The following is a 26,201-nucleotide window of genomic DNA, read 5'->3' as shown; positions in this document are numbered from 1 at the left end:
GACAACAGGGAGACTACTGTACATGCGCAACAAAGTCATCTCCGCCCTCACGGGCGCGGCGCTTCTGATGGGTGGGGCCGTTGCGGCCCAAGCGCAGGACGCGCTTGCCCGGATCCAAGAAGCCGGCGTGATGAAGGTCGGGACCGAGACCGCTTTCGCCCCCTTCGATTATATCGATGCGGGCGAGCACACCGGTCTCAACATGGACATCTTTGCCGCCATTGGTGAAGAGCTTGGCGTCGAGATCGAGTGGATCACCCTCGATTGGGCCGGCGTTCTGCCCGGTCTGGAAGCAGGCCAGTTCGATGTGGTCGCGGGCCCCGCAACCATCACCTCGGCCCGCATGGAGCGCTACCGCTTCACCCCGCCGATCGCGGAGGCCACCGTGGCTCTGCTGAAATCCGCGAACGACGATTCGATCAGCGCCCCCGAAGACATGGCTGGCAAGGTGATCGGTGCTGGTCACGCCACGGCGCAGCTTGCACAGCTCGAAGAGTATGGCGCGACGCTCGACCCGGCACCGGAAACCCGTGACTACGTTTCGTTCAACGAAGCCTATGCCGACCTCGCAGCGGGCCGCATCGCCGGTGTCGCCAACTCGCTGCCGAACATCGCCTTCGTCGCGGCGCAGCGTCCCGAAGTCTTTGAAGTGGTCGCGCCCTTCGGCACCAAGACCTACTTCGGCTTCCCCGGCCTGAAGGACGACGATCACGCCTCGCTGATGGATGCCATCGACGCCGCGATCCTGAAGATGAAGGAAGATGGTCGCCTTGGCGAGCTGCAGCAGAAGTGGTTCGGCCAGACCTTCGACACCCCCGACGCGGTGACCGACCCCAACATCTAAGGCTTTCCCGGCTGGCCCGTTCTACGCGGGCCGGCCCTTTCGGCCTGACCGGCGGAGGGTCATCCGGCCACCGCCGGTCTTTTTCAGCCGGTCTTTCCTAGCCGGTCTTTTTCACCCGCAACAGACGCCAAGCCCGAGGCCCTTCCCGGACAATGAGCTGGAAACTCTTCACCCTGCTGCTCGAAGCCTCGCTGATGACCATCTGGGTCAGCGCGCTGTCGATCGCGATCGGCCTAGCGCTGGCGATCCTGCTGTCGGCGGCGAATCTGTCGGGCATCCGCCCGCTGCAATGGTTCGCGAAATTCTTCATCTCCTTCTTCCGCGGCACGCCGCTGCTGGTGCAGTTGCTGTTGCTTTACAACCTGCTGCCGGTGATCGGGGTGCAGATCCCCTCGCTGGTGACCGCGGTGATCGGCCTGTCGATCTGCACCGCCGCCTATCAGGCCGAGAACCTGCGCGGCGGCTTCGAAGGCGTGCCCACAGGTCTGGTCGAAAGCGCCGACATGGCGGGCTTCACCAAGAGCCAGACCTTCTGGCACATCCGCGTGCCGATCGCGCTGCGGCTGACCCTGCCGGCGCTGATCAACGAGGCGATCCTGATCCTCAAGGCCTCGTCGCTGGTGTCGGTGGTTGGCCTGATCGAATTGACACGCATGGCGCAGAACCTTGTCGCCTCGACCTTCATGCCGCTGGAAATCTACGCCAGCGCCGGGCTGATCTATCTGGTCATCAACCTCGTGGTCGCCACGGCGGGCCGCCAGCTTGAACGTCGCCTGCCGGGCGTGGGAGGCACCTGATGGGGTTCGATTTCGACGTTATCCTGTCGAAGCAGGACGAGCTGCTTTCTGGCATCGCCATGACGATCTTTGTCTGGGTGGTCGGTACGCTGGCCGGAGCTTTGATCGGCTTTCTGGTTGCGACCGCGCGCCGCTATGGCGGCACCTTCGTCGACAAGGCGCTGACCGTGCCGATCGAGGTGATCCGCGGCACGCCCTTCCTAGTGCAGCTGTTCCTGCTCTACTTCGGTGGACCCTACATCGGCCTGTCGCTGGACGCGCTGCCCGCAGGCCTGATCGCGCTGAGCATCTATGGCTCGGCCTATTTCGCCGAGATCTTCCGCGCTGGCTATCAGTCCGTGCCGCCGGGCCATGTGGAAGCGGCGGAGTGCCTGGGTTTCACCCGCTTGCAGGTGATCCGCAACATCCTGCTGCCTGAAATGGCGCTGCTGGTGATTCCGCCGTCGGTGAACATGGCGATCATCTTGCTGAAGGAAACGGCGCTGCTCTCGCTCATCACGGTGCCCGAGATGACGATGACCGCCAGCGCCATCGGCTCGCAGGAATACGCCTTTGTCGAGGCGATGGTCCTGATCGCGCTCGTCTACTGGGTGCTGGTCGAACTGGCGGGCCTGCTTGGGCGGCTCGCGGAAAAGAAACTCTCTAGGTACAGGCTGGCAAAGGCATGAGCGACAACGCGATCTCCGTTCAGCATCTGGTGAAACGCTTCGGCGAGACGACCGTGCTCGACGACATCTCGCTGGAAATCCCGCGCGGGCAGGTGTCCTGCCTGATTGGCCCCTCGGGCTCTGGCAAGTCGACGTTGCTGCGCTGCATGGCTTTTCTTGAGGAGGCCACCGACGGCTCGATCTTCATCGAGGGGGCGCCGCTCGGGTTCGTCTATGATGGCGCCGGCAAGCGCCAGCGCCAGACCTCGAGCGACCTGCGCAAGGTGCGCTCGCAGATCGGCATGGTGTTCCAGCAGTTCAATCTGTGGCCGCATATGACCGCGCTTGGAAACGTGTCGGCGGCGCTGCGCCGCGTGCGCAAGATGAGCCGCGCCGACGCCGAGGAAAAGGCCATGGTGCAGCTGCGCAAGGTGGGGCTGGAAAACCGGGCAGGGCACTACCCCAGCCAGCTTTCCGGTGGCCAGCAGCAGCGCGTGGCCATCGCTCGCTCGCTGGCGCTGGAGCCGAAGATCATGCTGTTCGACGAGCCCACATCGGCGCTCGACCCCGAGCTTACCGGCGAGGTGCTGAACGTGATGCGCGGGCTGGCGGCCGAAGGGATGACCATGGTCGTGGTGACTCACGAGATCGGCTTTGCCGCCACCGTGGGCAATCAGATCAGCTTCCTCGATCAGGGCAAGCTGTTGTTCACCGAGGCGCCGTCCAAGGCCTTTGCCAAGCCGCGCCATCCGCGGCTTGAGCAGTTCCTCGACACCTATCTCGACCGCGGCGCTTCGACGCTGGTCTGACGGGGCAGGGCATGAGCAAGGACACCGCCCCCAGAGCCTCGCTGCACGAGCGCATCCGCAGCGATCTGGAGGGCAAGATCCTCTCCGGCGCGTGGCCGCCCGGCCACCGCGTGCCCACCGAGCAGGAGTTGCGGCTGGAATACGGCTGTTCGCGGATGACCGTGAACAAGGTGATGACCCAGCTCGCCAATGCCGGGCTGGTGCTGCGGCGGCGCAAGACCGGCTCGATCGTCATGCCGCAGCAGAGCCAGAACGCGGTTCTGGAAATCAAGGACATCAAGGACGAGGTCACCGTGCAAGGCGCCGCCTACCGTCACGAGGTGGTGGCCCGGGAACTGCGCGCGGCGAAGGAGGGCGAAGCCGAAGAGCTTGGCGTCGCGCCGGGTGCCAAGGTGCTGGCGCTGACCTGCCTGCATTTTGCCGACGACGCCCCGTTCTGCCTCGAAGACCGGGTGATCAATCTCGAGGTGGCGCCGGATGCCGAGGCCGAGAGTTTCACCGATCTGGCGCCGGGCGTCTGGCTATTGCAGCACATTCCGTGGAGCGAGGCCGAGCACACGATCGCCGCAGTTGGCGCATCGGCGCGGGTGGCCGAGCTTCTCGATCTGTCTCTTGGCGCGCCCTGTCTGGTGATGGAGCGCCGCACGTGGCGGCAGGGCGAGACCGTCACCGAGGTGCGTCTGACCTATCCCGGCGCGGCCAATCGGCTGAGTGCGCGCTTCACCCCCTCGCTGCCCGGCTAGGTTTGGCGCTGGCGGTCAGCGCCGCCGCGCACCATCCAAAAACAGGGTGATGGCCCGATCGCGGCGCGCGGCGCGGGCCTCTGGGGTCGAGCAGTAGCGGGCGGGGTCGAGCAGCTTGTGAATGCCGTTGCCGAAAGCCATGTCCATCAGCATCTCTGCCGCCGGTTCGTAGCATTCGGGGCTGAGTGCCAGGTCCCCCGCGTCCGTGGCGTCGGCCAATTCGCGGGCGATCTGGCCGCGCAAGGCCAGAGCGCCGGTTTCGAGGATACTGCAGGCAAGCTTGGGGTAGGTCGGGGCCGAGGTGATCATCGCGCGCAACAATTCCAAAGGCGCCTCGTTGATGTTGGGCTCCTCGTTGAGCGTCAGCAGATGGCGCAGCCGGTCTTCCAGCGGGGCATCGGCGTGTTGGCTGTCGCGGGTGCGGAACAAACGCGTGCCGATGCGTGCAAAACAGGCACCCAGCAATTCTTCGCGACTCTCGAACATCGTGTAGATGGTGCGCTTGGACATATGCACTTGCCGCGCGATGGCGGCGACCGAAACATCCTCCAGACCACGCTCGGCAATCATCTGAGTCGCCGTCGAAAGAACCAATTCCTCCCGCGTTTTCTGGTCCATCTGCACCGGGCGGCCGCGGCGGCGCGGTGCAGAGTCATCATCGGCGGGGCAACTGGAATTGGTCATTGGTGTCCTTGGGTCACATTGGTCTGTCTAAATAGCAACACTGGCACATCTGGGCGCTTTACAAAACGGTTGAGTTTCCTTATCGCGATTCAGGACCTTTGCGCAAGATGCGCCTTATTTCTTTCCGGAGCCCCTCCATGTCGAACCGCACCGCTTCAAGCCTGCTGCGGCCCCTTGCCCTGCTTGGCGCCCTATTCCTCGCCCCTGCCGTGTCCGCCCAGCAAGAGGGGGAGGCACCGCCGCAGCCGGTCACCGTGGTGACGCTGGAGGCGCAGGACGTAACGCTGACGACCCAACTGCCGGGGCGGGTGCAGGCCTCTGGCGAGGCCGAGGTGCGGCCTCAGGTCGGGGGCATCATCGTCGAGCGCCTGTTCGAAGAGGGCAAAGACGTCAGCCGGGGCGATCCGCTCTACCGCATCGATCCGGCCAGCTACGAGGCAGCCAAAGCCTCTGCCGAGGCGAGCCTCGTACAGGCACAGGCGCAGGCGGCCTCCGCCGAGCGCGAGCTTTCGCGCCAGCAAGAGCTGCGCGAGCGTTCGGTCACCAGCCAGCAGACGCTGGACGACGCGCTTGCCGCACGCGACGTCGCCGAGGCGGCGGTGAAGGTCGCCGAGGCGCAGTTGCTGTCGTCGAACATCGACCTTGAGCGCACCACCATCCGTGCGCCGCTGTCGGGCGTCGTTGGCCTTTCGGATGCGACACAGGGTGCGCTGGTCACCGCTGGCCAAGCGTCGCCGCTGACCACCATCCGCGCGCTCGACTCGGTGAACGTGGACGTGACGCAATCGGCCGCTGAACTGCTGCGCTGGCGCCGTTCGGGGCAGGCCGCCGCCGAAGAAAGCGAGGCGATGGTCAGCCTGCGCCTTGCCGATGGCGAGGTTTATGAGCACACCGGTCGCCTTGCCGCCGCCGAGCCGCATGTGAACGAGCAGACCGGCGTTGTCGTGCTGCGTCTGGAGTTTCCGAACCCTGATCACTTCCTGCTGCCCGGCATGTACGTGCAGGTCGAACTGCCGCAGGGCACCGTCAGCGACGCCGTGCTGGTGCCGCAAGAAGGCGTTACCCGCGACCGCCGCGGTCGTCCGGTTTCCATGGTGGTGAACGCCGACAATCAGGTGGAAAGCCGCCAAATCACCATCCAGCGTGACCTCGACAACACCTGGGTTGTGACCGAGGGCCTGAGCGCCGGGGACCGCGTGATCGTCGCCGGCCTTCAGAAAATCTCTCCCGGACAAACCGTGACCCCGCAGGAGCGCGACGCGACCGAAACCGCCGCCGTCGATCCCGGCGCGGCCTCCGAGTGACCCGCGGACAAGGAGCCCACTGATGGCACGTTTCTTCATTGACCGCCCGGTCTTCGCTTGGGTGATCTCGATCCTCATCATGGGGATCGGGGTGCTCTCGATTATCACTCTTCCTATCGCGCAATATCCCGAGATCGCGCCACCGTCCGTGCGCATCAGCGCGCAATACCCCGGCGCTTCGGCCGAGACCGTGGCCAATACCGTCACGCAGATCGTCGAACAGCAGATGACCGGTCTCGACGGCATGCGCTACATGAACTCTTCGTCGACCTCGGCGGGCACGGCCTCGATCACCCTGACATTCGAGTCGGGCACCGACCCGGACGTGGCGCAGGTACAGGTCCAGAACAAGCTATCACAGGCCACCGCGCTGCTGCCCGAGACGGTGCAGCGGCAAGGGGTCACCGTCGAGAAGGCCTCGTCGTCCTTCATGATGGTGATTGGCCTCATCTCCAACGACGGCAACATGGATCAGGCCGACCTGTCGGATTACCTGAACTCCAATCTGGTTGACGAATTCAGCCGCATCGAAGGTGTCGGCGGGGCGCAGGTCTTTGGCGCGCAATACGCCATGCGCATCTGGCTCGACCCGTCCAAGCTCTCGGCCTTCGAGATGACGCCATCGGACGTGGTCAGCGCGGTTTCGGCGCAGAACGCGCAGATCTCGGCCGGTGCCTTCGGCACGCTGCCGGCGCCCGAGGGCCAGCAGCTCAACGCCACAATCACCGCGCAGTCGCTGCTGAGCACCCCCGAAGATTTCCGCAACATCGTGCTGCGCTCGGAAACCGATGGTGGCCTCGTGCTGCTGCAGGACGTGGCGCGGGTGGAGATCGGTGCCGAAAACTACTCGACCATCGCGCGCTACAACGGCAAGCCCTCGTCGGGCATGGCGCTGCAGCTTGCGTCCGGCGCCAACGCGCTGGAGACCGCCGAACGGGTGAAGGAGCGCATCGAGGAATACGCCGAGTTCTTCCCCGAGGGCGTCAGCTACGTCATTCCCTATGACACCACCCCGTTCATCGAGATCTCGATTCACGAGGTGCAGAAGACGCTGATCGAGGCGATCATTCTGGTGTTCTTCGTGATGCTGCTGTTCCTGCAGAACCTGCGGGCAACGATCATCCCGACGCTGGCCGTGCCAGTGGTTATCCTCGGCACCTTCGCGATCCTTGCGCTTGCGGGCTTCACGATCAACACGCTGACCATGCTGGCCATGGTGCTGGCCATCGGCCTGCTGGTCGACGACGCCATCGTGGTGGTCGAGAACGTCGAGCGTATCATGGAAGAAGAGGGGCTCGGGCCGCGCGAAGCGACCCGCAAGTCGATGGGGCAGATCACCGGCGCGCTGATCGGTATCGCGCTGGTGCTCTCGGCGGTGTTCGTGCCGATGGCCTTCTTCGGCGGCTCTACCGGGATCATCTACCGGCAGTTCTCGATCACCATCGTATCGGCCATGGGCCTGTCGGTCGTCGTCGCGCTGACCCTGACCCCAGCGCTTTGCGCCACCATCCTCAAGCCGAAGAAAGGCCACGGCGCAGGCCGCGGTCCGGGCGCTTGGTTCAACAAGGGCTTTGACAAGCTGACCGGCGGCTACGCCGGCACGGTGGGGCACATCATCAAGCGCCCGCTGCGCATGATGGTGGTTTATGCCGCGCTTGGCTACGGCATGGTGTTCTTGTTCAACAGCACGCCCACGGGCTTTCTGCCGAACGAGGATCAGGGCATCCTGATGACCCTGATCCAAGGGCCGACCGGGGCCACCGCCGAGCGGACGCTCGACGTGGTGGAGCAGGTGCAGGCGCACTTCCTTGAAAACGAGTCCGAAGCGGTGGAATCGGTGTTCGGCGTGGTCGGTTTCTCGTTCGCAGGGCAGGGGCAGAACATGGGTCTGACCTTCGTGCGGATGAAGGACTGGGAGGAACGCCCGAGCCCTGCGCAGAGCGTGCAGGCGGTTGCGGGCCGGGCCTTCCCGGCGTTCATGGGCATCCGCGACGCGCAGGTCTTCCCGATCGTGCCGCCCGCGGTGATCGAACTGGGCAACGTTTCGGGCTTCGACTTCTTCCTGCAGGCGCAGGGCGGGCAGACGCACGAGCAATTGCTGAACGCGCGCAACCAGATGCTGGGGATGGCCGCAGAGAGCGATCTGATCGCATCGGCACGTCCGTCGGGTCTGGAAGACGCAGCGCAGTTCAACCTCGACATCGACTGGCGCGCTGCCGGTGCGATGGGCGTCACCCCGACCAACGTCGGCAATACGCTGTCGATCGCATGGGCCGGTCAGTATGTGAACGACTTCAACGACAACGGCCGGATCAAGCGCGTCTACGTGCAGGGCGAGGCGGACAGCCGCGCCACCCCGTCTGACCTCGAGAAATGGCGGGTGCGCAACGCGTCGGGCGATCTGGTGCCCTTCGCCAACTTCACCACCGAGGATTGGACCTACGGGCCGCAGGGTCTCAACCGCTACAACGGCGTGCCGTCGATGCAAATCCAGGGCTCGCCCGCGCCGGGCGTGACCACGGGTGAGGCGATGGCCGAGATCGAGCGTCTCGCAGGTCAGCTGCCACCGGGCTACCAGATCGCTTGGACCGGCCTGTCGCTGGAAGAGCGCGACTCCGGCGGCTCGGCCCCGCTGCTTTACGGGCTGTCGCTGGCGGCGATCTTCCTGTGCCTCGCGGCGCTCTACGAAAGCTGGAGCATTCCGTTCTCGGTGATGCTGGCCATGCCGATCGGCGTGCTGGGCACCATGGGCGCGGCCTATTGGTTCGGCTTCGAAAACGGCGTGTTCTTCCAGGTCGGTCTGCTGACTGTCATTGGCCTCACAGGCAAGAACGCCATCCTCATCGTGGAGTTCGCCCGAGAACGCTACGAGGAGCACGGCGAGCCGCTGCTGGTCGCGGTGAAAGAGGCGGCGCGTCAGCGCTTCCGTCCGATCATCATGACCTCGCTGGCCTTCTCGCTGGGCGTGGTACCGCTGGTGCTGTCCAGCGGCGCGGGCGCTGGCGGGCGTCAGGCGGTGGGCTCGGCGGTGCTTGGCGGGACCATCACCGGCACCGTGCTGGGCGTGCTCTTCGTACCGCTGTTCTTCGTCGTGGTGGTCAAGATCTTCGGCCGCAAAAAAGAACGGGAACTGGCCGCGAAGCGGGCCGAAATGGCAAGCTGATCGCTGCCGGATGACAATTAGAGAGAGCGGGTCTTCGGGCCCGCTCTTTTGCTTTTGGAGAAAGAGGCGGTCGGCGCAGAGGCGGCACTGAAATGCCGCCTCGCGCTTTACGTTGGCGCGTTGTGGCGCAAGGTTGGAGCCGTTCGCAATCCGGAGCCCTGCTGATGACCGACCACACGCTTGCCGCCACCCCGCAGACTGTCCACTGGGGCCGCTTCTGGTCCGAACTGCCGCCGGTTCTGCACGCCGCGCCGGGCGACCGCGTGACCATTCAGACGTTCTCGGGCCGCAAGGAAGTGCTGCCCAAGGAAGGCTCCGGCATGACCGTCGCGCCCGAGCATCGCGACATCCTCGCGGCCGACATCGCGGGGCAGGCGCATCTGCTCACCGGCCCGGTGGCCATCGAAGGCGCGATGCCGGGGGATGTGCTGAAGGTCGAGATCGAGCGCATCGAGCTGGGCGCCGACTGGGGCTTCAACGCCGTGCGCCCCGCCTCGGGCACGCTGCCGGGAGAGTTTCCGGTCTCGCAGTCCGCGCTTACGCTTATCCCGATCGACCGCGAGGCACGCAGCGCGCGGCTGCCTTGGGGCGCCACGCTGCCACTAGCGCCCTTCTTCGGGGTCATGGGCGTTGCACCGCCGCCGGAATGGGGCGAACTGACCTCGATCCAGCCGCGACTGCATGGCGGCAATATGGACCTCAAGCTGCTGACCGAGGGCACCACGCTTTATCTGCCGGTGCACACCGAGGGCGCGCTCTTTTCCTGTGGCGACGGGCATGGTTGCCAAGGCGATGGCGAGGTCTGCATCACCGCGCTGGAAACGGCGCTTACCGGCACCTTCCGCTTCGATCTGCTCAAGGGAGAAAGCATCGACCTGCCGCGTGCCGAAACCCCGACCGAGCTTATCTCGATGGGGTTTCATGCCAGCCTCGACACGGCGCTGCAGATCGCCCTGCGCCAGATGATCGCGATGATCCGCCAGCGGGTGGAGATCAGCGAGACGGAAGCCTACCAATTGTGCTCGCTGGCCGTCGATTTCGCCATCACCCAGTCGGTGAACCAAGAAAAGGGCGTGCACGGGCGACTGCGCAAGGGGCTGCTGAAAACGGGCTGAGGGGCGTCAGGTCAGGGCGGCCTGCCGCTCGAGGCTGCTGGCGATCAACTCGGGCGTCTCTGGCCAGTCGATGAAGGCGGGCAGCACGGGGCCTTCGAAGCGGGCTTCATCAAGCGCCTCGGGCACGTCTTCGAGCATGTGCCCGGCGTTCAGCGCGAATTGCGGCAGGCAGATCGCCTGACCCAGCCCTTCAGCCTGATCGCGCAGGAACGGCGGCTCTTCGACGTAACCCGCGCGGGCGTCGGCAAACCCTAGCGCGGCATGCAGTGCCGCGGCAAAGTCGCGCGCGCTCTCGGCGCTGGTGCGCGACACGGCGCTGCCATGCGCGGCGACCAGCAGGGTGGTCTGCGCCGCCTGCCAGCCGCGGTCGTCCAGCGTCCGGCGCAGCGCCTGCGCGGCGCTGTCGACAAGGCTGGGTTCTGTCCCGAAAGGCTCGAGCACCCGCAGCCCGAGCGGCGCCGCGCGTTCTGCCAGAACCTTCTTGGTGAAATAGCCTCGCGCCATGAAATACGGATAGATCCACGGCTGCCCAAGCTCGGCCACCGCGGCGTCGAAGGCACCCTCCTTGGCCAGCGTCGCGCCACCAATGCGCCAGCCGGGCAGCTGCGCAGCAATCCGGGCGGCGAGGTCTTTCAGTGCCGCCTCCTGCGGATCGGGGTCGGAGGGGCTGCCATGGGCGACGATCAGGGCGGTGCGTGTCATGTGGCTCTGTTTTGTATGGCTATGGGTACGCCCCAACGTAGGGCCGCAAGTGGTTTCGGAAACTTTTGCCGGCTTTCAAGGACGCGCCCGCTGCTAGTCGCGGAAAGCACTGGCGAAGGGCTCGGGCAGATCGAACTCCTGCAGCACCCGGGCGCGGCCCTCGGGCGACATCTTGAGCGCGGTCTTCTCGACGATGCGTTGCAGGCCGTCGGCATCTCGGCCCTCGGCGAAGGGCGAGAAATACCACTTCAGGAAGGTGAAGCAGATCACGTCCTCCAGCGCCTGCACCTCGGCGTCGCGCTTGATACCTTCCTTGCGCAGCAGCACGCCGACGCGCTCTTGGTCAGCGGCCGGAAAACCGGCCTTCGACATCATACCCGCCAGCCGCGCACCGTGACGGCGGCCCTGTTCCTTGCGCCATGCGAAATAGCCGGGGCGATCCATTGGGTAGGCGTCGCGCGGCAGCAGCCAGCGTTCGACATGCTGGCCCCGCGCGGCGATCTGCAGCACGTCCGAGGCGTCGGGAAACAGCCGGGCCAGTTCCGAGCTCATCCGCTCACCGTAAAGCTGGGCTGCGGGGCGGCCCTCTTCCTGCGTCGGATCCTTGGCGTTTGCGGCGTCGATCTCGTCGAGGACGTCTTGCAGTGCGCTCATGAACGGGCTCCTTCGAGGGTCAGGGACAGGCGGTGTCACCGTCAAACTCGCATGGCCGTGCCATGGGTGCAACGCTTCGTACCTCGCTGGCGGCGGCAGAGTGACGCGCGGCGCCTTATGCGGTTGAAACCTATGCGCGGGATGTATCTCATTGAGCCGACGCGAAATTTGATGCGGATCCACCATGGCGCAACCTCCCGAGACCAGCCGGACCACAGCCGAATCCCTGCTCGATCCACCGGCGCAGCGCCGCCTTGGCAGCGCGGCGCGGCTGTCGGCGCTGGCTGCGGCGATCTGGCTGCCGCAGGCCGCGGCACTGGCGTGGGGGATCGCAGGCTGGGCCACGGCGGCGCCGCTGTCGCGCACGCTGTGGGCGGCGCTGGCCTTTGCTTTGCTGGGGCTGCTGCGCGCGTGGCTTGACCGGCGCGCGGCGCGATTGGCCTATCACGCCGCCGATGAGACCATTCACGCCCACCGGCAGGCGCTGCTCGATCGTGAGACCCTGCGCAATGGCGGCGCCTCTTCGGCGGCGCTGGCGGCGCTGCTGACCGAGAAGCTGGCGGTTCTGGGCCCGTGGATCACCCGGTACCGGCCCGCAATGGCACGGGCGCGGCTGCTGCCGCTGCTGTATCTGGCGGTCGTCCTGCCGATTTCTTGGGCGGCGGGGCTGGTGCTGCTGGTCGCGGGGCCGCTGATCCCGCTGTTCATGGCGCTGGTGGGCATGGCCGCGAAGGATGCGAGCGAAAAGCAGATGGTTGAGGTGGGCGCGATGAACACGCTGCTGATCGACCGCATCTCGGCCTTGCCCGACCTGCTCTTGCTCAATGCCGCCGAAGCCTCGCGCGCCGAGTTTGAGGCCCGGGCCGAGGGGCTGCGCGCGCGCACCATGGCGGTGCTGCGGGTGGCCTTCCTGTCGTCGACGGTGCTGGAACTCTTCTCGGCGCTGGGGGTCGCGCTGGTGGCGGTTTACGTCGGGTTTTCCCTGCTCGGTGAGATCACCATCGGCACGTGGGGCCTGTTCGGCCCGCAATTGACGCTGTTCCAAGGGCTCTTCCTGCTGCTGCTGGCACCGGATTTCTTCCAGCCTCTGCGCGATCTTGCCGCCGCGTGGCATGACAAGGCGGCGGCTGAGGCGGTGGCGGACGAACTGGCGCGTGCCGAAGCCGCGCCAGCGGTCGCTGTGCTGGGGCAGGGGGGCAGCGCGGCGTCGCTGAGCGGACCGGCCTCCGTCTCGTTGAGCGGCGTACGGGTCCAGCGCGGCGCTCAGGAGATCGCGCTGCCCGACCTTTCGGTTGCGCCCGGCGGATCGCTCGCGCTTTGCGGGCCGAGCGGCGTGGGGAAGTCCACCGCGCTCGATCTCATCGCGGGGCTTCTGGCTCCAAGCGCCGGAGAGCTGCGGGTGGCAGGACAGGTGCTAAACGAGGCGCGTGCCGATGTATGGCGGGCGCGGCTCGCCTATGTGCCGCAGCAGGTGCATATTCCCGACGCCACGCTGCGCAGTTTCCTCAGCGGTGCCGCGGATGGCGAGGTGCCGATGACGGCATTGCGCCGGGCGCGGGCCGCGCGCATCGTGCAGGCGCTGCCAGAGGGGCTGGAGACGGTGCTGGGCGAAAGCGGTGCCGGGGTTTCCGGCGGCGAAGCGCGGCGGCTGCTGCTGGCGCGGGCGCTGATCCGTGGCGCAGACGTGATCCTCGCCGACGAGCCGACCGCCGATCTCGACGCGGCCACCGCGGCGGCGATCATCGAGGTGCTGTGCGATCTGGCCGCCGAGGGGCGCACGGTCATCGTCGCCACGCATGATCCGGCGATGGCCGGGGCGCTGGCGCAGCGCATCGATCTGGAGGCGGTCCCATGCTGAAGCTGTGGACGGTTCTGCGCCTGCTGTGGCGCGCGCATCCCTTCGCCATGTGGCGCGGCGCGCTGCTGGCGGTTCTGGTGCTGCTGATGGGCGCTGCGCTGCTGGGGCTTTCAGGCTGGTTCATCACCGCGACCGGGCTGGCGGGGATCGCCGGCATCGGCATCGCTTTCGACGTGTTCCGCCCCAGCGCCGGGGTGCGCGGGCTGGCGCTTGGCCGGGCGGCGGCGCGCTATGGCGAGCGGCTGCTGACCCACGATGCGACGCTGCGGGCGCTGGCCTCGCTGCGGGTGACGCTGCTGAAGCGGCTTGAGCGGTTCCCGGTGGCCGATCTGCGGCGGTTGCGCGGCGCCTCAGGGCTGCTGCGGATCACGGCTGATGTGGATGCGCTCGACGGAGTGGTGCTGCGCCTTGCGTTGCCGGTGGCCGCGGCGCTTCTGACCCATGCGGCGGTGTTCCTTGGGCTGTGGGCTTTGACCTCGCACGCGCTCGCGATCTCGGTCTTGGCGGGCTACCTGCTGGGCGGCGGCGTGGTGCTTTGGCGCGTCGGGCGCGCGACGCTGGGCCTTTCGGCCACCGCCGAAACCGCCTCGCAGGACCTGCGCCGCCGCGCCATTGGACTGTTCCGCGGGCGGCGCGAAGCGATCTTGCAGGGCGCGCTGCCGCGCTGGCGGGCCGGGCTGGACGCTGCCGAGGGCGAGGCGCGTGCCGCAATGGACCGGCTCGACGCCATCGATACCGGCGCGGGGCTGGTGTTGTCGGGGTTGGTGACGCTGGTGGTGGCGGTGGCCTTCGCGCTGGGGGGCTGGCTGGTCAGCGGCAGCGATCTTGATCCGGCGCTTGCCGCCATCGGGGTCTTCGTCGCGCTGGCGCTTGGCGAGACGCTGCTGCCGCTGCGCCGGGGCATGGCAGAGATCGGGCGTATGCGCGACGCTGCCGAGCGCGTGCTGGCCGCGCCACCGGAGCGGCCCGAGCCCGCCCCTAGTGTCGCTCCGGAGGGGGCCGCGGACGCGGTGCTGGAACTGCGCCACCTGTCGCTGGCCCGGCCCGGGTGGAGCCGGCTTTTGCTGCACGATCTTTCCTTCACCTTGCAGCCGGGCGAGATGCTGGCTCTGCGCGGGGCTTCGGGGCTGGGCAAGTCCACGCTGCTTGACGTGATCGCGGGGCTGGAGCCGGTGACGGCGGGCGATCTGCTGCTGCAAGGCCGCCCGCTTGGCGGCTGGCCGGAAGCCGAACTGCGGGATGTGCTGACGCTGGTGCCGCAGCGCGCGGCGCTGGTGTCTGGCACGGTGCTGGACAATCTCGCGCTGGCCCGTCCGGGGCTTGCGGAGGCCGAGGCGCAGGCGGCGCTGGAGGCTGTACAGCTCGCCGACACTGTCGAAACGCGCGGCGGTTTGCATTCACCTTTGGGTGAGGGCGGAGCGGGGCTGTCGGGGGGACAGGCGCGGCGGCTGGTGCTGGCGCGAGCCCTGCTGCGTCGGCCCGCGCTGCTTTTGCTGGATGAGCCCACAGAGGGGCTCGATGGGCCTATGGCGCGGCAAGTTATTGCAGGTATAAGGAAATTTCTGCCGCATGCGGCGATCATCACGGCGTCGCACCGCAGCGCGGAGCTTGAGGCCGCCGATCATGTGATCGATCTGAAAAGATATATCCCAGAAATATGATGGACTTGATGCAGATCAATCCGCTGCCACGACAGCTGGGTGTAGCAGGGCGTCGAAAAGGTGTCGCTTGGTTACGAGTATCCGCCCACCTCGATTTTCAATGTGCAGGCCGAGAGGCAGGGGACCGCTGCGTGTGATCACATGCCGCCCGGCCGCAAAACCTGAGGAGTACTGACATGGAGCTCGATGTTGTCGAGCTGTCGCGCCTGCAATTTGCAATGACGGCGCTCTACCACTTCCTCTTCGTGCCGCTGACGCTGGGTCTGTCGATCCTCGTGGCGATCATGGAGACGGTCTATGTGATGACGGGGCGTCCGATCTGGCGGCAGATGACGAAATTCTGGGGCACGCTGTTCGGGATCAATTTTGTTCTCGGCGTGGCCACGGGGATCACCATGGAGTTCCAGTTCGGCATGAACTGGAGCTATTACAGCCATTACGTGGGCGACATCTTCGGCGCGCCGCTGGCGGTCGAGGGGCTGATGGCCTTCTTCCTTGAGGCCACTTTCGTCGGCCTCTTCTTCTTCGGCTGGGACCGGCTGTCGCGCGTGGCGCACTGCATCGTCGCGTGGCTGGTGGCGATCGGCTCGAACTTTTCGGCGCTGTGGATCCTTATCGCCAACGGCTGGATGGTCAATCCGGTCGGCGCCGAGTTCAATCCCGAGACCATGCGCATGGAGATGACCAACTTCTTCGACGTGGTGTTCAACGAGGTGGCGCAGGCGAAATTCGTGCACACCGTCTCGGCGGGCTACATCACAGCGTCGATTTTTGTGCTCGGCGTCTCGGCCTGGTACATGCTGAAGGGCCGGCATGTGGAACTGGCGCGCCGGTCGATCTCGGTCGCCGCCTCCTTCGGTCTTGCCGCCTCGCTGTCGGTGGTCGTGCTGGGCGACGAGTCGGGCTATTCGGCCAGCCACACCCAGAAAATGAAGCTCGCCGCGATCGAGGCGATGTGGGAGACCGAACCCGCGCCCGCGCATTTCACGCTGGTCGGGTTTCCGGATCAGGAGGCGCGTGAGACGCACTATGCGGTGCATGTCCCATGGGTCATGGGCCTGATCGGCACGCGCTCGCTGACGCAGGAAATCCCCGGCATCGCCGAACTGGTCGAGGAGTCAGAGGTTCGTATCCGCTCTGGCATGCTTGCCTATGACGACCTGATGACCATCCGCGAGCAGCGGGACGCGACCCCCGAAGCGGTGCGCCAGAGCTTTGAGGCGCGGTCGGATGATCTGGGCTATGCGATGCTGCTGAAGCGCTACGTCGATGACCCGCGCGAGGCCACCGAAGAGCAGATCAAGATGGCCGCTGACGATACCGTGCCGGGCGTTGCGCCGCTGTTCTGGTCGTTTCGAATCATGGTCGGTCTCGGCTTTTCGTTCATCGCGCTGACCGGGCTGTTCTTCGTGCTCAGCAACTTCCGCCGTGGCGCCTATCCGCGGTGGGCGCTGATGCTGGCCGTGGGGTGGATCCCGATGCCGTGGATCGCCGCCGAGATGGGCTGGATCGTCGCCGAATACGGGCGCCAGCCGTGGACGGTGGACGGCATTCTGCCGACGGCGCTGTCGGCCTCGCATCTGAGCGTCGGCGATCTGCTGTTCACGCTGGCGGGCTTCGCGCTCTTCTACACCGTGCTGTTCATCGTCGAGATGGGCCTGATGCTGAAATACATCCGCAAGGGCCCGCAGGAAGACGTGGAAGAGACCGAAAAATGGATGGCGCGCCACGAGCACCGTCTACGCACCCATGACGGCAAGGGTCCCTTTGCCGAAATGCCTGCGGAGTAACTGTCATGATTTTGCATGAACTCATCAACTTCGAAATCCTGCGACTGATCTGGTGGGCGCTTCTCGGGGTGCTGCTGATCGGCTTTGCCCTCACCGACGGCTTCGACATGGGGGTCGGCGCGCTGCTGCCCTTCGTCGGCCAGACCGACGTCGAGCGTCGCGTGGTGATCAACACCATCGGCCCGGTCTGGGAAGGCAATCAGGTCTGGTTCATCTTGGGGGGCGGCGCGATCTTCGCCGCGTGGCCACCGCTCTACGCGGTCAGTTTCTCGGGGTTCTACCTGGCGATGTTCGCCATCCTTGCGGCGCTGATCCTGCGGCCCGTGGGGTTCAAGTACCGCTCCAAGCGCGACAGCGCCAAATGGCGGGGCGGCTGGGACTGGGCGCTGTTCGTCGGCGGCGCGGCTCCGGCGCTGCTGTTCGGCGTCGCGGTGGGCAACGTGCTGCTGGGCGTGCCCTTCCACCTGACCGAAGACCTGATGCCGATGTACGACGGCAGCTTCTACGGCAAGTTTCTCGGATTGCTGCGTCCCTTCGCGCTGCTTTGCGGGGTGGTGTCACTGTCGATGCTGATCATGCACGGTGCGGCGTGGCTGTCGGTGAAGACGCAAGGCATGATCGCCTTCCGCGCCCAGCGGATCGGCACGGTCGCCGGGCTGATCGCCGCGGGAGGCTATGCGCTGGCGGGGCTGTGGCTGGCCTTCGGCATAGACGGTTTCCACATCACCTCCGAAGTGGTCATGGACGGCCCCTCGAACCCGCTCTTCAAAGAGGTGGCGCACGAAGGTTCTTGGCTGACGGCTTATGCCGACCGTCCGTGGATCATCGCCGCGCCGCTGCTTGGCTTTGTCGGCATGCTTATGGCGGTGCGCGGACTGCGCGACGGCATGGAGGTCTCGACCCTGCTGTGGTCCAAGCTGGGCATCTTCGGCGTGATCGCCAGCGTCGGTCTGACCATGTTCCCCTTCATCCTGCCGTCCACCGTCGATCCGCGCAGTTCGCTGACCGTCTGGGACAGTTCGTCGTCGCATCTGACGCTCTTCGTGATGCTGGTCGCGACGGTGATCTTCCTGCCGCTGATCCTCGTCTACACGGCATGGGTCTACAAAGTGCTCTGGGGCAAGGTCACCGAAGACGACGTGACCGGCTCGCATAGCGCCTACTGAGAAAGGAGACAGCCCGATGTGGTATTTTGCATGGATGCTCGGCCTGCCGCTGGCGGCGCTTTTCGCGGTGCTGAACGCGATGTGGCTGGAACTGCGCGAGGACGCGCGGATGATCGACGAGGCGGAGAACGGCGAACGTCGCTGATCCGACCCGGATGCAACCAACGACAAAGGGCGGCCCCGGCGGGCTGCCCTTTTGCATGTGGCAGGGACAGTGCGCAGTCGGAGGCTTGGCGGCGCAAGATGGCCGTGCTGAGATCCCGCAGACCCGCCGGAAGGACCTAGAAGATGGCGTCTCTTCTCGACCAGTGGCGCCAGCGCATCCGCGAACTAGAAGACACGCTGGCGGCCGAGCTTAACCGCACCCGCGCTATCCGGGCTTTCGCGATTTCGGCGAGAACGGTTGCGCAGGGCGCGCCGTGATACGTCACAACACGGAAGGTTTCGCGGGGATCGCCGCAATCGAACGAGGCCCTGCGGTCTAGGGCGGTCTAGATCTCGGGGGCGGGCAGCCTCCGGTGACGCATGTCTGAGAAAGATCCCGGCCGGTGGGGTGGACGTCGATCACTACCCGGCTGCGCGTCCGCGGCTGGGGAGGGATGGCGGCACGGTCACCCGTTCCGCACGCGATCCCAGAAGGCGGATTTCCTCGCGTGGGTTTTACGCACATCCTCGAGATAGTCCGCGTGCGACAAGTGTATGCCGTAGTCGAGAATCTCGGCGTCCGCGGCGGCACAGTCCATAAGATGCCGGGCGGCGTGGCCGTAGCGCCCGGAGCGGGCCCTACCCAGCGCGAAGTCGATCATCGCGCGCCACAGCAGCACGGCGGCGAGCGGGTGGCCGGGGGCGAGGGCGTCGGCGAGCGGGGTCAGCACCTCATAGGCATCGCCATCGATCTCCTCACTGCGGGCCTCGACAAGCTCGGCGGCCAGCGGCAGATCGGGGGCCTGCAGGCAGTAGGCCAGCGCCTTCTCGACGGGGGTGTAAGCAAGGACGATCCGGCGCGCGGCGTCCTCGGCCTCGATGTCCTCGAAGTCGGGCAGCAGCTTGAGGTGACGGCGCAGCGCGTCGGGGCAGAGGCGGCGCTCGAAGCGTGACCAGAGTGCGGAGCGCAGGTCGTCCTTGCGGCCGAGCGCCTCAAGGCAGGCGAAATGCGCCTCGTCCAGTTCGGGCGTGTCGAACCACGGATCGCCGCTTTCGCCGGGCAGGGCAGCCTCGATCAGCCGCAGAGCGTCTTCGGGGCGACCCGCTGCCAGCAGCCGGGTCGCGGCGGAGGGGGCGATGGTCGTGTAGGTCAGCTGCTCGGGGCTGTATTGCGCCAGCCAACTGTCCACGTCGCCCTCGGCATCGGCCACGTCCTGCAGGATCATCTCTGCCGTGCGGTTGCGCCCGGCAAGGGCGCGCTCGGCGCGGGCATCGCGGTCGGAGATGAAATCGTAGCGGGCGAGGTCTGCCTCGGTCAGCGGCGCTTCGCAGGCCGCTTCGGCGAGCGCCTTGAGGCGGGCCAGACCGGAGCCGCCGAGCGCATCGGCGAGGGCCGGGATCGCGTAGTCGAAGGCGCCGTAGCCGTCGTCGCGGATCGCCTCGAAGACGGTTTCGGCCAGCGCTTCGGGGTCTTTGGTCAACTTCGGCGCGGTCCGTCCGATCGCCGCCATCGTCTCGCGCATGACATCGCCGATGGTGCCCCAGCTGTCGTCGGTGCGCTCATGGATGCCGGCGGCGAGCTGCAGTTGTGCCCAGAGCAGATCGAAAGCCGCGTCCGGTGCATCGGGCGCGATGCGGGTCTCGATGAGCGTCGTCAGCTCTACCAGTTCCTGCGCCAGCTTCTTTTGCGCCTTGCGGGAGATGAAGCTGCGGCCGCGGCGGATCGAGGCGAAGCGTTTGCGCACGTCGGCGGTGATCGCCTGCGGCCCCTGATCGGCCGAAAGCACCATGCGCACCCGGCGCTGGCGCGCCGCGTCACCCTTCACCGCCTCGAGCAGCAGGTCGGCCAGCGTGTCGGCACCCAGCTCAAGGAGGTTCTTCTTGTTCAGAGCCTTGCCTGCCATCGGGGTCCTCCTTGCGGTGAAGCATCCTTGCGCGGGATCATGCGTCTGGCGGTGCACTTTGCAAGCATGTCCCAGATATGGAAAGAGCGCCCAGTGGGCGCCCCAGATCTTGATTGAGCCTTGGCGTCGCGGTCTTTGCCCCGATCTACAGCGTCAGTGCGTCCAGACTGCGCGGCGGTCGACGGCGAAATTTTCGGCATAGCCGCGGGCGCGGACGTTGGGCTTGCGCTTGTTCGGCTCGTTCACCTGCGCGTCGATTCCATGCTCGGCGGCATAGGCGAGCGCCGCTTCCTTGCTGTCGAACGTCAGCCGAACCTGGCTCTGGGTGTCCGAAGACGACGTCCAGCCCATCAGCGGATCGACCTCGCGCGGCGAGGCCGGGAAGAACTCGAGAATCCAGTGCTTGGTCTTTGCCTGGCCCGAAGACATGGCCGTTCTGGCCGGCTGGAAAATCCGTGCGCGCATGTGGTCCCTCCTGACGATCTTTTGCGTTATCGGGAATTTGCGGGCGCAGGGCAAGAGATCGTGGCAATCGAGCGTATCAAATCTTCTTGCAGGCGCGGCGGGCGACGTGCCGGTGCTGCGAAAGGCAGCCGGCCACGGCGCGCTTTGGGGAGCGAGGAACGTGCGGGCGGGCCCGGCGCCTTTCGCCCGGAAAAGCGTAAAGGCCGGCGCAAGGTCAGCAATGGGCGTTTTTGTGTAAGCGAGAGGCACGGGCCATTTGTCGCTGGTCGTCGTGCCGGTGCCAAGTCAGCTTCGGCTGTGATCCCGGCGGCGGCTCGATTATACATGCGAGCAGGGGAGGCGCTCCCCGTCACATCACGCCGGTCCCGGACATCGCTATTGTGGTGGGCGGGGCGTGGCAAGCCCTTGAAAATACCGCGCGGCGCGACACGTTTTGCGGGCGTCCGGAGGTTCGTTCATGCCCTATGCCCATTCCGACAAATCAGAAGCCATGCTGCATTCGCCCGCGCCGGACGTCCGGTCGCGGGAAAAGCTCGAAGGCGGCATCAGTTTTCGCATGCAGACAGAATTCGCCCCGGCGGGCGATCAGCCGACGGCCATCGCCGAGCTGGCGCAAGGGGTCAGCGACGGCGAGCGCAGTCAGGTGCTGCTTGGGGCGACCGGCACCGGCAAGACCTTCACCATGGCCAAGATCATCGAGGAGACGCAGCGCCCGGCGATCATCCTTGCGCCGAACAAGACGCTGGCGGCGCAGCTCTACGGCGAGTTCAAGGGGTTCTTCCCGGACAACGCGGTCGAGTATTTCGTTTCTTACTACGATTACTATCAGCCCGAGGCCTATGTGCCGCGCTCCGACACCTACATCGAGAAAGAATCGCAGATCAACGAGCAGATCGACCGGATGCGGCACTCGGCCACCCGCGCGCTGCTGGAGCGCGATGATGTGATCATCGTCGCCTCGGTGTCGTGCATCTACGGTATCGGCTCGGTCGAAACCTACGGCGCGATGACGCAGGATCTGCACGCGGGTGAGGAATACGATCAGCGCAAGATCATGGCCGATCTGGTGGCGCAGCAGTACCGCCGCAACGATGCGGGCTTCTCGCGCGGGGCGTTCCGGGTGCGCGGCGACAGTCTCGAGATATGGCCTGCGCACCTCGAGGACCGGGCATGGAAACTCTCGTTCTTCGGCGAGGAGCTTGAAAGCATCACCGAGTTCGACCCGCTCACCGGCGAGAAGACCGGCAGCTTCGAGCGCATCCGCGTCTATGCGAACTCGCACTACGTCACGCCCAAGCCGACGATGCAGCAGGCGGTCATCCAGATCAAAAAGGAACTGCGCCAGCGCCTCGACCAGCTGGTCGCCGAGGGCAAGCTGCTCGAGGCGCAGCGATTGGAGCAGCGCACCAACTTCGACATCGAGATGCTGGAGGCCACCGGGGTCTGCAACGGCATCGAGAACTACTCGCGCTACCTGACGGGCCGCGCACCGGGCGAGCCGCCGCCCACGCTCTTCGAGTTCATTCCCGACCACGCCATTGTCTTCGCCGACGAGAGCCACGTCTCGGTTCCGCAGATCGGCGCCATGTACAAGGGCGACTATCGGCGCAAGTTCACGCTGGCCGAGCACGGCTTCCGCCTGCCGTCCTGCATGGACAACCGCCCGCTCAAGTTCGAGGAATGGGACGCCATGCGCCCGCAGTCGGTCTTCGTATCGGCGACGCCGGCGAACTGGGAGATGGAGCAGGCGGGCGGCGTCTTTGCCGAGCAGGTCATCCGTCCGACCGGTCTGCTGGACCCCAAGGTCGAGATCCGCCCGGTGAAGATGCAGGTCGACGACCTGCTCGACGAGATCCGCAAGGTGACCGCCGATGGCTACCGCACGCTCTGCACCGTGTTGACCAAGCGCATGGCCGAGGATCTGACCGAGTATCTGCACGAGCAGGGCATCAAGGTGCGCTACATGCACTCGGACATCGACACCATCGAGCGGATCGAGATCCTGCGCGATCTGCGGCTTGGGGCATTCGACGTGCTGATCGGTATCAACCTGCTGCGCGAGGGGCTCGATATTCCCGAATGCGGGCTGGTCGCCATTCTCGATGCGGACAAGGAGGGCTTCCTGCGCTCCGAAACCTCGCTGATCCAGACCATCGGTCGCGCCGCGCGGAACGCCGAGGGCCGGGTGATCATGTACGCCGACCGGGTCACCGGCTCTATGGAGCGCGCCTTGGCCGAGACCGAGCGCCGCCGCGAAAAGCAGCTTGCCTACAACGAAGAGCACGGCATCACCCCGGCGACGGTGAAGAAGAACGTCGATGACATTCTGGCCGGTCTCTATCAGGGCGATGTCGACATGAACCGGGTGACCGCGCAGATCGATCCCAAACAGCAGGGCTCGAACCTTGAGGCGGTGCTGGACGGGCTGCGCAACGACATGCGCAAGGCCGCCGAGAACCTTGAGTTCGAAGAGGCGGCCCGCCTGCGCGACGAGGTCAAACGGCTCGAAGCGGTGGACCTTGCGATCCACGACGACCCGTTGGCGCGGCAATCGGCGGTGGAAGCCGCTTCGGAGGCCGCAGTGAAGTCCAAGGGGCGGTCGACCGCGGGACGCCCCGGCCAGCGAGGCGGAAACGTGAAGCGGCGCAAGAAGTAGGGCGCGGGCCAAGCATGAAAAAGCCCCTCACGGCATTCACCGTGAGGGGCTTTCTGTTCTTTAGGGGGGATGTTAGCCCTGATCGTCTTCCGGCGGGTTCACGTCGATGTCGGGCATGGTGACCTCGGCCTCTTGCGTGTCCACTTCGACGTCGACATCGGGCACTTCGACGGTTTCTTCTTGTGTGCCAACGTCGATGCTGCCGACGTCTGCCTCGACCTCGGGCAGTTCGCCGCTTTCGACGGCCACATCCACGTCGGGCAGGGCGCCCTCGTCGGTGACATCGAAATCAACCATATAGGCGCCAAAGCCGACGACGACGGCGGCCACGGCAACGGCAGCGATGATGGGTCCTTTGCGCATAACTCTTCCCTTCCGAATGACTGTGCTGGTCACGGCGTTTGCCGCCGCGTTCGGTAAAGGAACCGTGAGTCGCAAGAATTGGTTCCTGAAATATTCATCGGAACCAATGTGTTGCTCAATGCGTTTGAGCGCGTTCGCGCTGCCGGTTGCTTAGCCGCAGAACACCCGCATGATCTGGCCGGCGCTGTCGGTCTCGATGTTCAGCCGGTCGGGGCGGAAGTCCATCGTCATCGGCTGGCCGGGCCCGAGGATGCGCAGCTTGTCCCCGGCGGTGAGCCCAAGCTCTTCGACGGGCTGGCCGATGCGAGTCTGGTAGACCGAGGCGCCGCAGGTGTCGTCGTCGGCGGACGTTTCGCTTTCGCTGCATGCGGCCAGAGCGGCGCAAAGGCAGGCCATCGTGGCGAGCGGTTTGATCATCTTTTCTTCTCCTGCGCGGGACGCTTTGGCCCTAGATAGGTCACGCGATGGTGTGGCTCAACTCGCCGTTGCAGCAAAGGTCTATCTCGACCCGTGCGTGGATCGGCGCTAACCTGCTGATATGCGAGCGTGGTTCATGATCCCCCTTCTGGCCCTCGCGGCCTGCGGCACGCCTTACGAGCGGTGCAACCGTGACGCGGCTGCGCCGTATCGTGATGCGCTGGAAGAGCGCGAACGCATCGCCAAGGATCTGGCGCGGGGCTTCACCTACAGCACCGAGTGGGAAACCCGCATGCGCTGGGACGTCTGCGGCAGCTACGACGGTCGGCTGCGCTATTGCTGGCGGCGCGACACCGATCCGGTGACGCGCCGGGTGCCCATCAACGCCGAAGCGCTGCGGATGCGGGATGCCGAGATCGAGGAACAGCTTCCGCAGCTGCGGCGCGAGGCCGCGCAGGCACAGGCGATCTGCCGTCAGCGCTATCCGGTCGAGGTCACGCCGCCGCCCGGCGGCGGCTGAGGGGCCGCGCCGCCGCCCCTCCTGTCCGCTTCAGACGGGTTTCTTGCGCAGTTCTGGATGCGCCTTGAGCACCAGCCCGAAGATCACCAGCGCGACACCGGTCGACAGCAGTTCGACCGAAAGCAGCACTCCCAGCACAACCGCCGCCGACGACGGGAAGTTGGTGAAGATCATGATCGCGAGGATCACCGAGATCGCGCCGCTGATGATCATCGCCAGCTTGAACCGGCTGTCGGTGACTGAGAAGGCGTAGATCACCTTGGTCACGCCGCTGACAAGGAACATGATCGCTGCCACCAGCGTCAGCGAGATCAGCCCTTCGAGCGGGTTGGCCAGAAAGCTGATGCCAAGCCAGAGGTAGATAATGGTCAGCAGGATCGCCAGCAGCCGCTCGCGCATGCGCGTCACGCGGAAGATACTGATGGCCTGAACCACGCCAAGGATGAGCAGGAACCACGCCACCAGAGTCTGCGCCGTGACGGAGGCGGCGAAAGGGTTAAACAATGCGATGATCCCGCCGAGGATGCTCGCGATACCGATGATAATCCACCAGAGCCAATGAGACATTTTGAAATTCCTTCAGTGTCCTCCGACATACTGCCGGTGATCTGACGGTGCGCCGGTGGCTGGTGTTCTGTCAACTCCCGGTTAACGCGACAAACTTTGGCTGTCGCCCGGCTGCGTTGCGCTGCGGGCCGCTAGGGCTGGGATCGGGCTGAGACCGGCGCAGGCATGTCCGTGGTGTCGACACGTTCCGCAAGCAGCAGGGCCAGCCAGCGCGTCGCTTCGAAGCTCGACAGGACGATGGTAAGGATCGAGGTCAGCGGCACTGCGAGGATCGCGCCCGGAATGCCCCAGAGCGTCGTCCAGAGCGCCAGTGCGAGCAGCACGACGAAGGGGCTGAGGTTGAGTTGCCGACCGATCAGCCGCGGCTCGATGATATTGCCCAGCGTGACCTGAACCGCCGTCAGCGCGGCACAGAGCGCAACCGTTGTCCCGATCGAGGCAAACTGCGCCAGCGACAGTGCCACCGGAAACAGCACCGCCAGCAGCGAGCCGACATAGGGAATGTAGTTCAGCACCCCGATCACCACCGCCCAGAACAACGCGAAATCCACGCCGAAGGCCCAGAGAACCCCGTAGGAGATGGTGCCCAGCACCACGTTGATCAGCGTCTTGAACGCCAGATAGCGACTGATCTTTTGGTTGATCGTTCCCAGCACCTGCAGCACGTTCTCGGTCTGCTCGGGGCTTTTCAGCGCGGCTGCAAGGCGGCGCTGGAACGAGCCGCGCTCGACTGTGATGAAGGCGGCGTAGATCACCACCAGCAGCACCACCGACCCGAGGTTGGTGAACCCGCCCAGCACTGCCAGCGACAGCGCCCGCAGGTTGATCTGGCCAAGCGTCTCGTCGCTGATCTTTTCCCACAGCGCGTCGCCTTCGAAATGGAACTGCACCGCCAGCCCCTCGACCATGGTGCGCAGGTTCTCTTCGTAGCTTGGTGCAACCGCGAGGATCTCGCGCACCGTGGCCGAGATCACGGCCGCCAGCACCAGCACCAGTGCGGCCACGGTGATCAGCAGCAAGAGCCGCAGCACGCGATGCGGCAGCAGGTGCAGCCCGGGCAGGCGGCGGATCCCGGCGGCGGTCGATTCCAGCAGGTAGACGAGGATCGCCGCGGTGACTATGGGGATCAAGATCGTCCGCCCCAGAAACAGGATGGCCCCAAGCGCCAGCACGAAGATGGTCGCCAGAACGAGTGTCTGGAAGGTGATGTCTTTCATCGGGGGCATCG

The 26,201-nt window shown here is 65.8% G+C and carries 25 protein-coding genes; 16 read left to right on the top strand and 9 right to left on the bottom strand.

Annotated elements, in window-relative coordinates:
- Positions 1-22 precede the first annotated feature (22 nt).
- The 5 genes from ACXAJT_RS04820 (at position 23) to hutC (ending at position 3,840) form a co-directional block, all read left to right on the top strand.
- Complete coding sequence (locus tag ACXAJT_RS04820; protein ID WP_475233367.1) at positions 23-844, top strand: transporter substrate-binding domain-containing protein; 822 nt, start codon at positions 23-25, stop codon at positions 842-844.
- Between the two features lie 152 nt (positions 845-996).
- Positions 997-1,641: an amino acid ABC transporter permease gene (locus ACXAJT_RS04815; RefSeq protein ID WP_475233366.1), complete on the top strand. Its 645-nt coding sequence runs from the start codon at positions 997-999 to the stop codon at positions 1,639-1,641.
- Positions 1,641-2,309 (top strand): amino acid ABC transporter permease, encoded by a 669-nt coding sequence (locus ACXAJT_RS04810; protein WP_475233365.1) that lies wholly within the window; start codon positions 1,641-1,643, stop codon positions 2,307-2,309. The genes ACXAJT_RS04815 and ACXAJT_RS04810 overlap by 1 nt, the downstream gene beginning before the upstream one ends.
- Entirely contained in the window at positions 2,306-3,097 is a 792-nt protein-coding gene (locus ACXAJT_RS04805) for an amino acid ABC transporter ATP-binding protein (RefSeq protein ID WP_475233364.1), read from the top strand. The genes ACXAJT_RS04810 and ACXAJT_RS04805 overlap by 4 nt, the downstream gene beginning before the upstream one ends.
- Positions 3,098-3,108: 11 nt before the next feature.
- Complete coding sequence (gene hutC / locus ACXAJT_RS04800) at positions 3,109-3,840, top strand: histidine utilization repressor (protein WP_475233363.1); 732 nt, start codon at positions 3,109-3,111, stop codon at positions 3,838-3,840.
- Positions 3,841-3,855: 15 nt separating this feature from the next.
- Here hutC and ACXAJT_RS04795 read toward each other — a convergent pair whose 3' ends face one another.
- Positions 3,856-4,458: a TetR/AcrR family transcriptional regulator gene (locus ACXAJT_RS04795; protein WP_475233584.1), complete on the bottom strand. Its 603-nt coding sequence runs from the start codon at positions 4,456-4,458 to the stop codon at positions 3,856-3,858.
- Between the two features lie 203 nt (positions 4,459-4,661).
- On the opposite strand from ACXAJT_RS04795, the gene ACXAJT_RS04790 reads away from it, so the two are divergent.
- From ACXAJT_RS04790 to ACXAJT_RS04780, 3 genes are all read left to right on the top strand, one after another.
- Complete coding sequence (locus ACXAJT_RS04790; RefSeq protein WP_475233362.1) at positions 4,662-5,828, top strand: efflux RND transporter periplasmic adaptor subunit; 1,167 nt, start codon at positions 4,662-4,664, stop codon at positions 5,826-5,828.
- 22 nt (positions 5,829-5,850) lie between these two features.
- Complete coding sequence (locus tag ACXAJT_RS04785; RefSeq protein WP_475233361.1) at positions 5,851-8,991, top strand: efflux RND transporter permease subunit; 3,141 nt, start codon at positions 5,851-5,853, stop codon at positions 8,989-8,991.
- Positions 8,992-9,155: 164 nt separating this feature from the next.
- Positions 9,156-10,106 carry an acetamidase/formamidase family protein gene (locus ACXAJT_RS04780; RefSeq protein WP_475233360.1) on the top strand — a complete coding sequence of 317 codons (951 nt, stop codon included), beginning with the start codon at positions 9,156-9,158 and terminating at the stop codon, positions 10,104-10,106.
- A gap of 6 nt (positions 10,107-10,112) precedes the next feature.
- Here ACXAJT_RS04780 and ACXAJT_RS04775 read toward each other — a convergent pair whose 3' ends face one another.
- Together ACXAJT_RS04775 and ACXAJT_RS04770 are read right to left on the bottom strand one after the other, a co-directional pair.
- On the bottom strand, positions 10,113-10,808 hold the full coding sequence (locus ACXAJT_RS04775; RefSeq protein ID WP_475233359.1) for a CbiX/SirB N-terminal domain-containing protein: 696 nt from the start codon (positions 10,806-10,808) through the stop codon (positions 10,113-10,115).
- Between the two features lie 93 nt (positions 10,809-10,901).
- Positions 10,902-11,462, bottom strand: a complete 561-nt coding sequence (locus tag ACXAJT_RS04770; protein ID WP_475233358.1) for a DUF4202 domain-containing protein — start codon at positions 11,460-11,462, stop codon at positions 10,902-10,904.
- A gap of 184 nt (positions 11,463-11,646) precedes the next feature.
- On the opposite strand from ACXAJT_RS04770, the gene cydD reads away from it, so the two are divergent.
- The 6 genes from cydD to ACXAJT_RS04740 all read left to right on the top strand — a co-directional run bounded on the left by cydD (position 11,647) and on the right by ACXAJT_RS04740 (position 18,360).
- Positions 11,647-13,320 carry a thiol reductant ABC exporter subunit CydD gene (gene cydD / locus ACXAJT_RS04765; RefSeq protein WP_475233357.1) on the top strand — a complete coding sequence of 558 codons (1,674 nt, stop codon included), beginning with the start codon at positions 11,647-11,649 and terminating at the stop codon, positions 13,318-13,320.
- Positions 13,314-14,981, top strand: a complete 1,668-nt coding sequence (locus tag ACXAJT_RS04760) for an amino acid ABC transporter ATP-binding/permease protein (protein WP_475233356.1) — start codon at positions 13,314-13,316, stop codon at positions 14,979-14,981. Before cydD ends, ACXAJT_RS04760 begins: the two co-directional genes overlap by 7 nt.
- Before the next feature lie 176 nt (positions 14,982-15,157).
- A complete protein-coding gene (locus tag ACXAJT_RS04755; RefSeq protein ID WP_475233355.1) occupies positions 15,158-16,771 on the top strand; it encodes a cytochrome ubiquinol oxidase subunit I in 1,614 nt (537 codons plus the stop codon).
- 5 nt (positions 16,772-16,776) lie between these two features.
- Positions 16,777-17,937 carry a cytochrome d ubiquinol oxidase subunit II gene (cydB, locus tag ACXAJT_RS04750; protein ID WP_475233354.1) on the top strand — a complete coding sequence of 387 codons (1,161 nt, stop codon included), beginning with the start codon at positions 16,777-16,779 and terminating at the stop codon, positions 17,935-17,937.
- 16 nt (positions 17,938-17,953) lie between these two features.
- Positions 17,954-18,082 (top strand): cytochrome bd-I oxidase subunit CydX, encoded by a 129-nt coding sequence (cydX, locus tag ACXAJT_RS04745; protein WP_475233353.1) that lies wholly within the window; start codon positions 17,954-17,956, stop codon positions 18,080-18,082.
- Positions 18,083-18,225: 143 nt separating this feature from the next.
- Positions 18,226-18,360, top strand: a complete 135-nt coding sequence (locus ACXAJT_RS04740; RefSeq protein ID WP_475233352.1) for a hypothetical protein — start codon at positions 18,226-18,228, stop codon at positions 18,358-18,360.
- Between the two features lie 188 nt (positions 18,361-18,548).
- On the opposite strand, the gene ACXAJT_RS04735 is transcribed toward ACXAJT_RS04740, so the two are convergent.
- Both ACXAJT_RS04735 and ACXAJT_RS04730 read right to left on the bottom strand, forming a co-directional pair.
- On the bottom strand, positions 18,549-19,985 hold the full coding sequence (locus ACXAJT_RS04735) for a DUF6880 family protein (RefSeq protein WP_475233351.1): 1,437 nt from the start codon (positions 19,983-19,985) through the stop codon (positions 18,549-18,551).
- Between the two features lie 153 nt (positions 19,986-20,138).
- Positions 20,139-20,450, bottom strand: a complete 312-nt coding sequence (locus ACXAJT_RS04730) for an ETC complex I subunit (protein WP_475233350.1) — start codon at positions 20,448-20,450, stop codon at positions 20,139-20,141.
- A 457-nt stretch (positions 20,451-20,907) separates the two neighbouring features.
- On the opposite strand from ACXAJT_RS04730, the gene uvrB reads away from it, so the two are divergent.
- Positions 20,908-23,106, top strand: a complete 2,199-nt coding sequence (gene uvrB / locus ACXAJT_RS04725; RefSeq protein ID WP_475233349.1) for an excinuclease ABC subunit UvrB — start codon at positions 20,908-20,910, stop codon at positions 23,104-23,106.
- 72 nt (positions 23,107-23,178) lie between these two features.
- Here the strand turns inward: uvrB and ACXAJT_RS04720 are convergent, their stop codons facing one another.
- Both ACXAJT_RS04720 and ACXAJT_RS04715 read right to left on the bottom strand, forming a co-directional pair.
- Positions 23,179-23,469, bottom strand: a complete 291-nt coding sequence (locus ACXAJT_RS04720; protein ID WP_475233348.1) for a hypothetical protein — start codon at positions 23,467-23,469, stop codon at positions 23,179-23,181.
- A 150-nt stretch (positions 23,470-23,619) separates the two neighbouring features.
- On the bottom strand, positions 23,620-23,886 hold the full coding sequence (locus ACXAJT_RS04715; RefSeq protein WP_475233347.1) for an I78 family peptidase inhibitor: 267 nt from the start codon (positions 23,884-23,886) through the stop codon (positions 23,620-23,622).
- Between the two features lie 136 nt (positions 23,887-24,022).
- On the opposite strand from ACXAJT_RS04715, the gene ACXAJT_RS04710 reads away from it, so the two are divergent.
- Complete coding sequence (locus ACXAJT_RS04710) at positions 24,023-24,406, top strand: excinuclease ABC subunit B (RefSeq protein ID WP_475233346.1); 384 nt, start codon at positions 24,023-24,025, stop codon at positions 24,404-24,406.
- A 30-nt stretch (positions 24,407-24,436) separates the two neighbouring features.
- On the opposite strand, the gene ACXAJT_RS04705 is transcribed toward ACXAJT_RS04710, so the two are convergent.
- Entirely contained in the window at positions 24,437-24,973 is a 537-nt protein-coding gene (locus tag ACXAJT_RS04705) for an HdeD family acid-resistance protein (protein WP_475233345.1), read from the bottom strand.
- Positions 24,974-25,104: 131 nt separating this feature from the next.
- The gene (locus ACXAJT_RS04700; protein ID WP_475233344.1) at positions 25,105-26,190 is read right to left on the bottom strand and encodes an AI-2E family transporter; all 1,086 of its coding nucleotides are present in this window, start codon (positions 26,188-26,190) and stop codon (positions 25,105-25,107) included.
- Positions 26,191-26,201 lie beyond the last annotated feature (11 nt).

This window comes from Salipiger sp. ABF4_146 (assembly GCF_056161345.1).
This window is presented reverse-complemented; position numbering and strand designations above follow the sequence as displayed.

Coding starts and splice junctions, on each gene's coding strand:
- ACXAJT_RS04820 (WP_475233367.1), top strand. CDS start 23: ATGCGCAACAAAGTCATCTCCGCCCTCACGGGCGCGGCGCTTCTGATG.
- ACXAJT_RS04815 (WP_475233366.1), top strand. CDS start 997: ATGAGCTGGAAACTCTTCACCCTGCTGCTCGAAGCCTCGCTGATGACC.
- ACXAJT_RS04810 (WP_475233365.1), top strand. CDS start 1,641: ATGGGGTTCGATTTCGACGTTATCCTGTCGAAGCAGGACGAGCTGCTT.
- ACXAJT_RS04805 (WP_475233364.1), top strand. CDS start 2,306: ATGAGCGACAACGCGATCTCCGTTCAGCATCTGGTGAAACGCTTCGGC.
- hutC (WP_475233363.1), top strand. CDS start 3,109: ATGAGCAAGGACACCGCCCCCAGAGCCTCGCTGCACGAGCGCATCCGC.
- ACXAJT_RS04795 (WP_475233584.1), bottom strand. CDS start 4,458: ATGGACCAGAAAACGCGGGAGGAATTGGTTCTTTCGACGGCGACTCAG.
- ACXAJT_RS04790 (WP_475233362.1), top strand. CDS start 4,662: ATGTCGAACCGCACCGCTTCAAGCCTGCTGCGGCCCCTTGCCCTGCTT.
- ACXAJT_RS04785 (WP_475233361.1), top strand. CDS start 5,851: ATGGCACGTTTCTTCATTGACCGCCCGGTCTTCGCTTGGGTGATCTCG.
- ACXAJT_RS04780 (WP_475233360.1), top strand. CDS start 9,156: ATGACCGACCACACGCTTGCCGCCACCCCGCAGACTGTCCACTGGGGC.
- ACXAJT_RS04775 (WP_475233359.1), bottom strand. CDS start 10,808: ATGACACGCACCGCCCTGATCGTCGCCCATGGCAGCCCCTCCGACCCC.
- ACXAJT_RS04770 (WP_475233358.1), bottom strand. CDS start 11,462: ATGAGCGCACTGCAAGACGTCCTCGACGAGATCGACGCCGCAAACGCC.
- cydD (WP_475233357.1), top strand. CDS start 11,647: ATGGCGCAACCTCCCGAGACCAGCCGGACCACAGCCGAATCCCTGCTC.
- ACXAJT_RS04760 (WP_475233356.1), top strand. CDS start 13,314: ATGCTGAAGCTGTGGACGGTTCTGCGCCTGCTGTGGCGCGCGCATCCC.
- ACXAJT_RS04755 (WP_475233355.1), top strand. CDS start 15,158: ATGGAGCTCGATGTTGTCGAGCTGTCGCGCCTGCAATTTGCAATGACG.
- cydB (WP_475233354.1), top strand. CDS start 16,777: ATGATTTTGCATGAACTCATCAACTTCGAAATCCTGCGACTGATCTGG.
- cydX (WP_475233353.1), top strand. CDS start 17,954: ATGTGGTATTTTGCATGGATGCTCGGCCTGCCGCTGGCGGCGCTTTTC.
- ACXAJT_RS04740 (WP_475233352.1), top strand. CDS start 18,226: ATGGCGTCTCTTCTCGACCAGTGGCGCCAGCGCATCCGCGAACTAGAA.
- ACXAJT_RS04735 (WP_475233351.1), bottom strand. CDS start 19,985: ATGGCAGGCAAGGCTCTGAACAAGAAGAACCTCCTTGAGCTGGGTGCC.
- ACXAJT_RS04730 (WP_475233350.1), bottom strand. CDS start 20,450: ATGCGCGCACGGATTTTCCAGCCGGCCAGAACGGCCATGTCTTCGGGC.
- uvrB (WP_475233349.1), top strand. CDS start 20,908: ATGCCCTATGCCCATTCCGACAAATCAGAAGCCATGCTGCATTCGCCC.
- ACXAJT_RS04720 (WP_475233348.1), bottom strand. CDS start 23,469: ATGCGCAAAGGACCCATCATCGCTGCCGTTGCCGTGGCCGCCGTCGTC.
- ACXAJT_RS04715 (WP_475233347.1), bottom strand. CDS start 23,886: ATGATCAAACCGCTCGCCACGATGGCCTGCCTTTGCGCCGCTCTGGCC.
- ACXAJT_RS04710 (WP_475233346.1), top strand. CDS start 24,023: ATGATCCCCCTTCTGGCCCTCGCGGCCTGCGGCACGCCTTACGAGCGG.
- ACXAJT_RS04705 (WP_475233345.1), bottom strand. CDS start 24,973: ATGTCTCATTGGCTCTGGTGGATTATCATCGGTATCGCGAGCATCCTC.
- ACXAJT_RS04700 (WP_475233344.1), bottom strand. CDS start 26,190: ATGAAAGACATCACCTTCCAGACACTCGTTCTGGCGACCATCTTCGTG.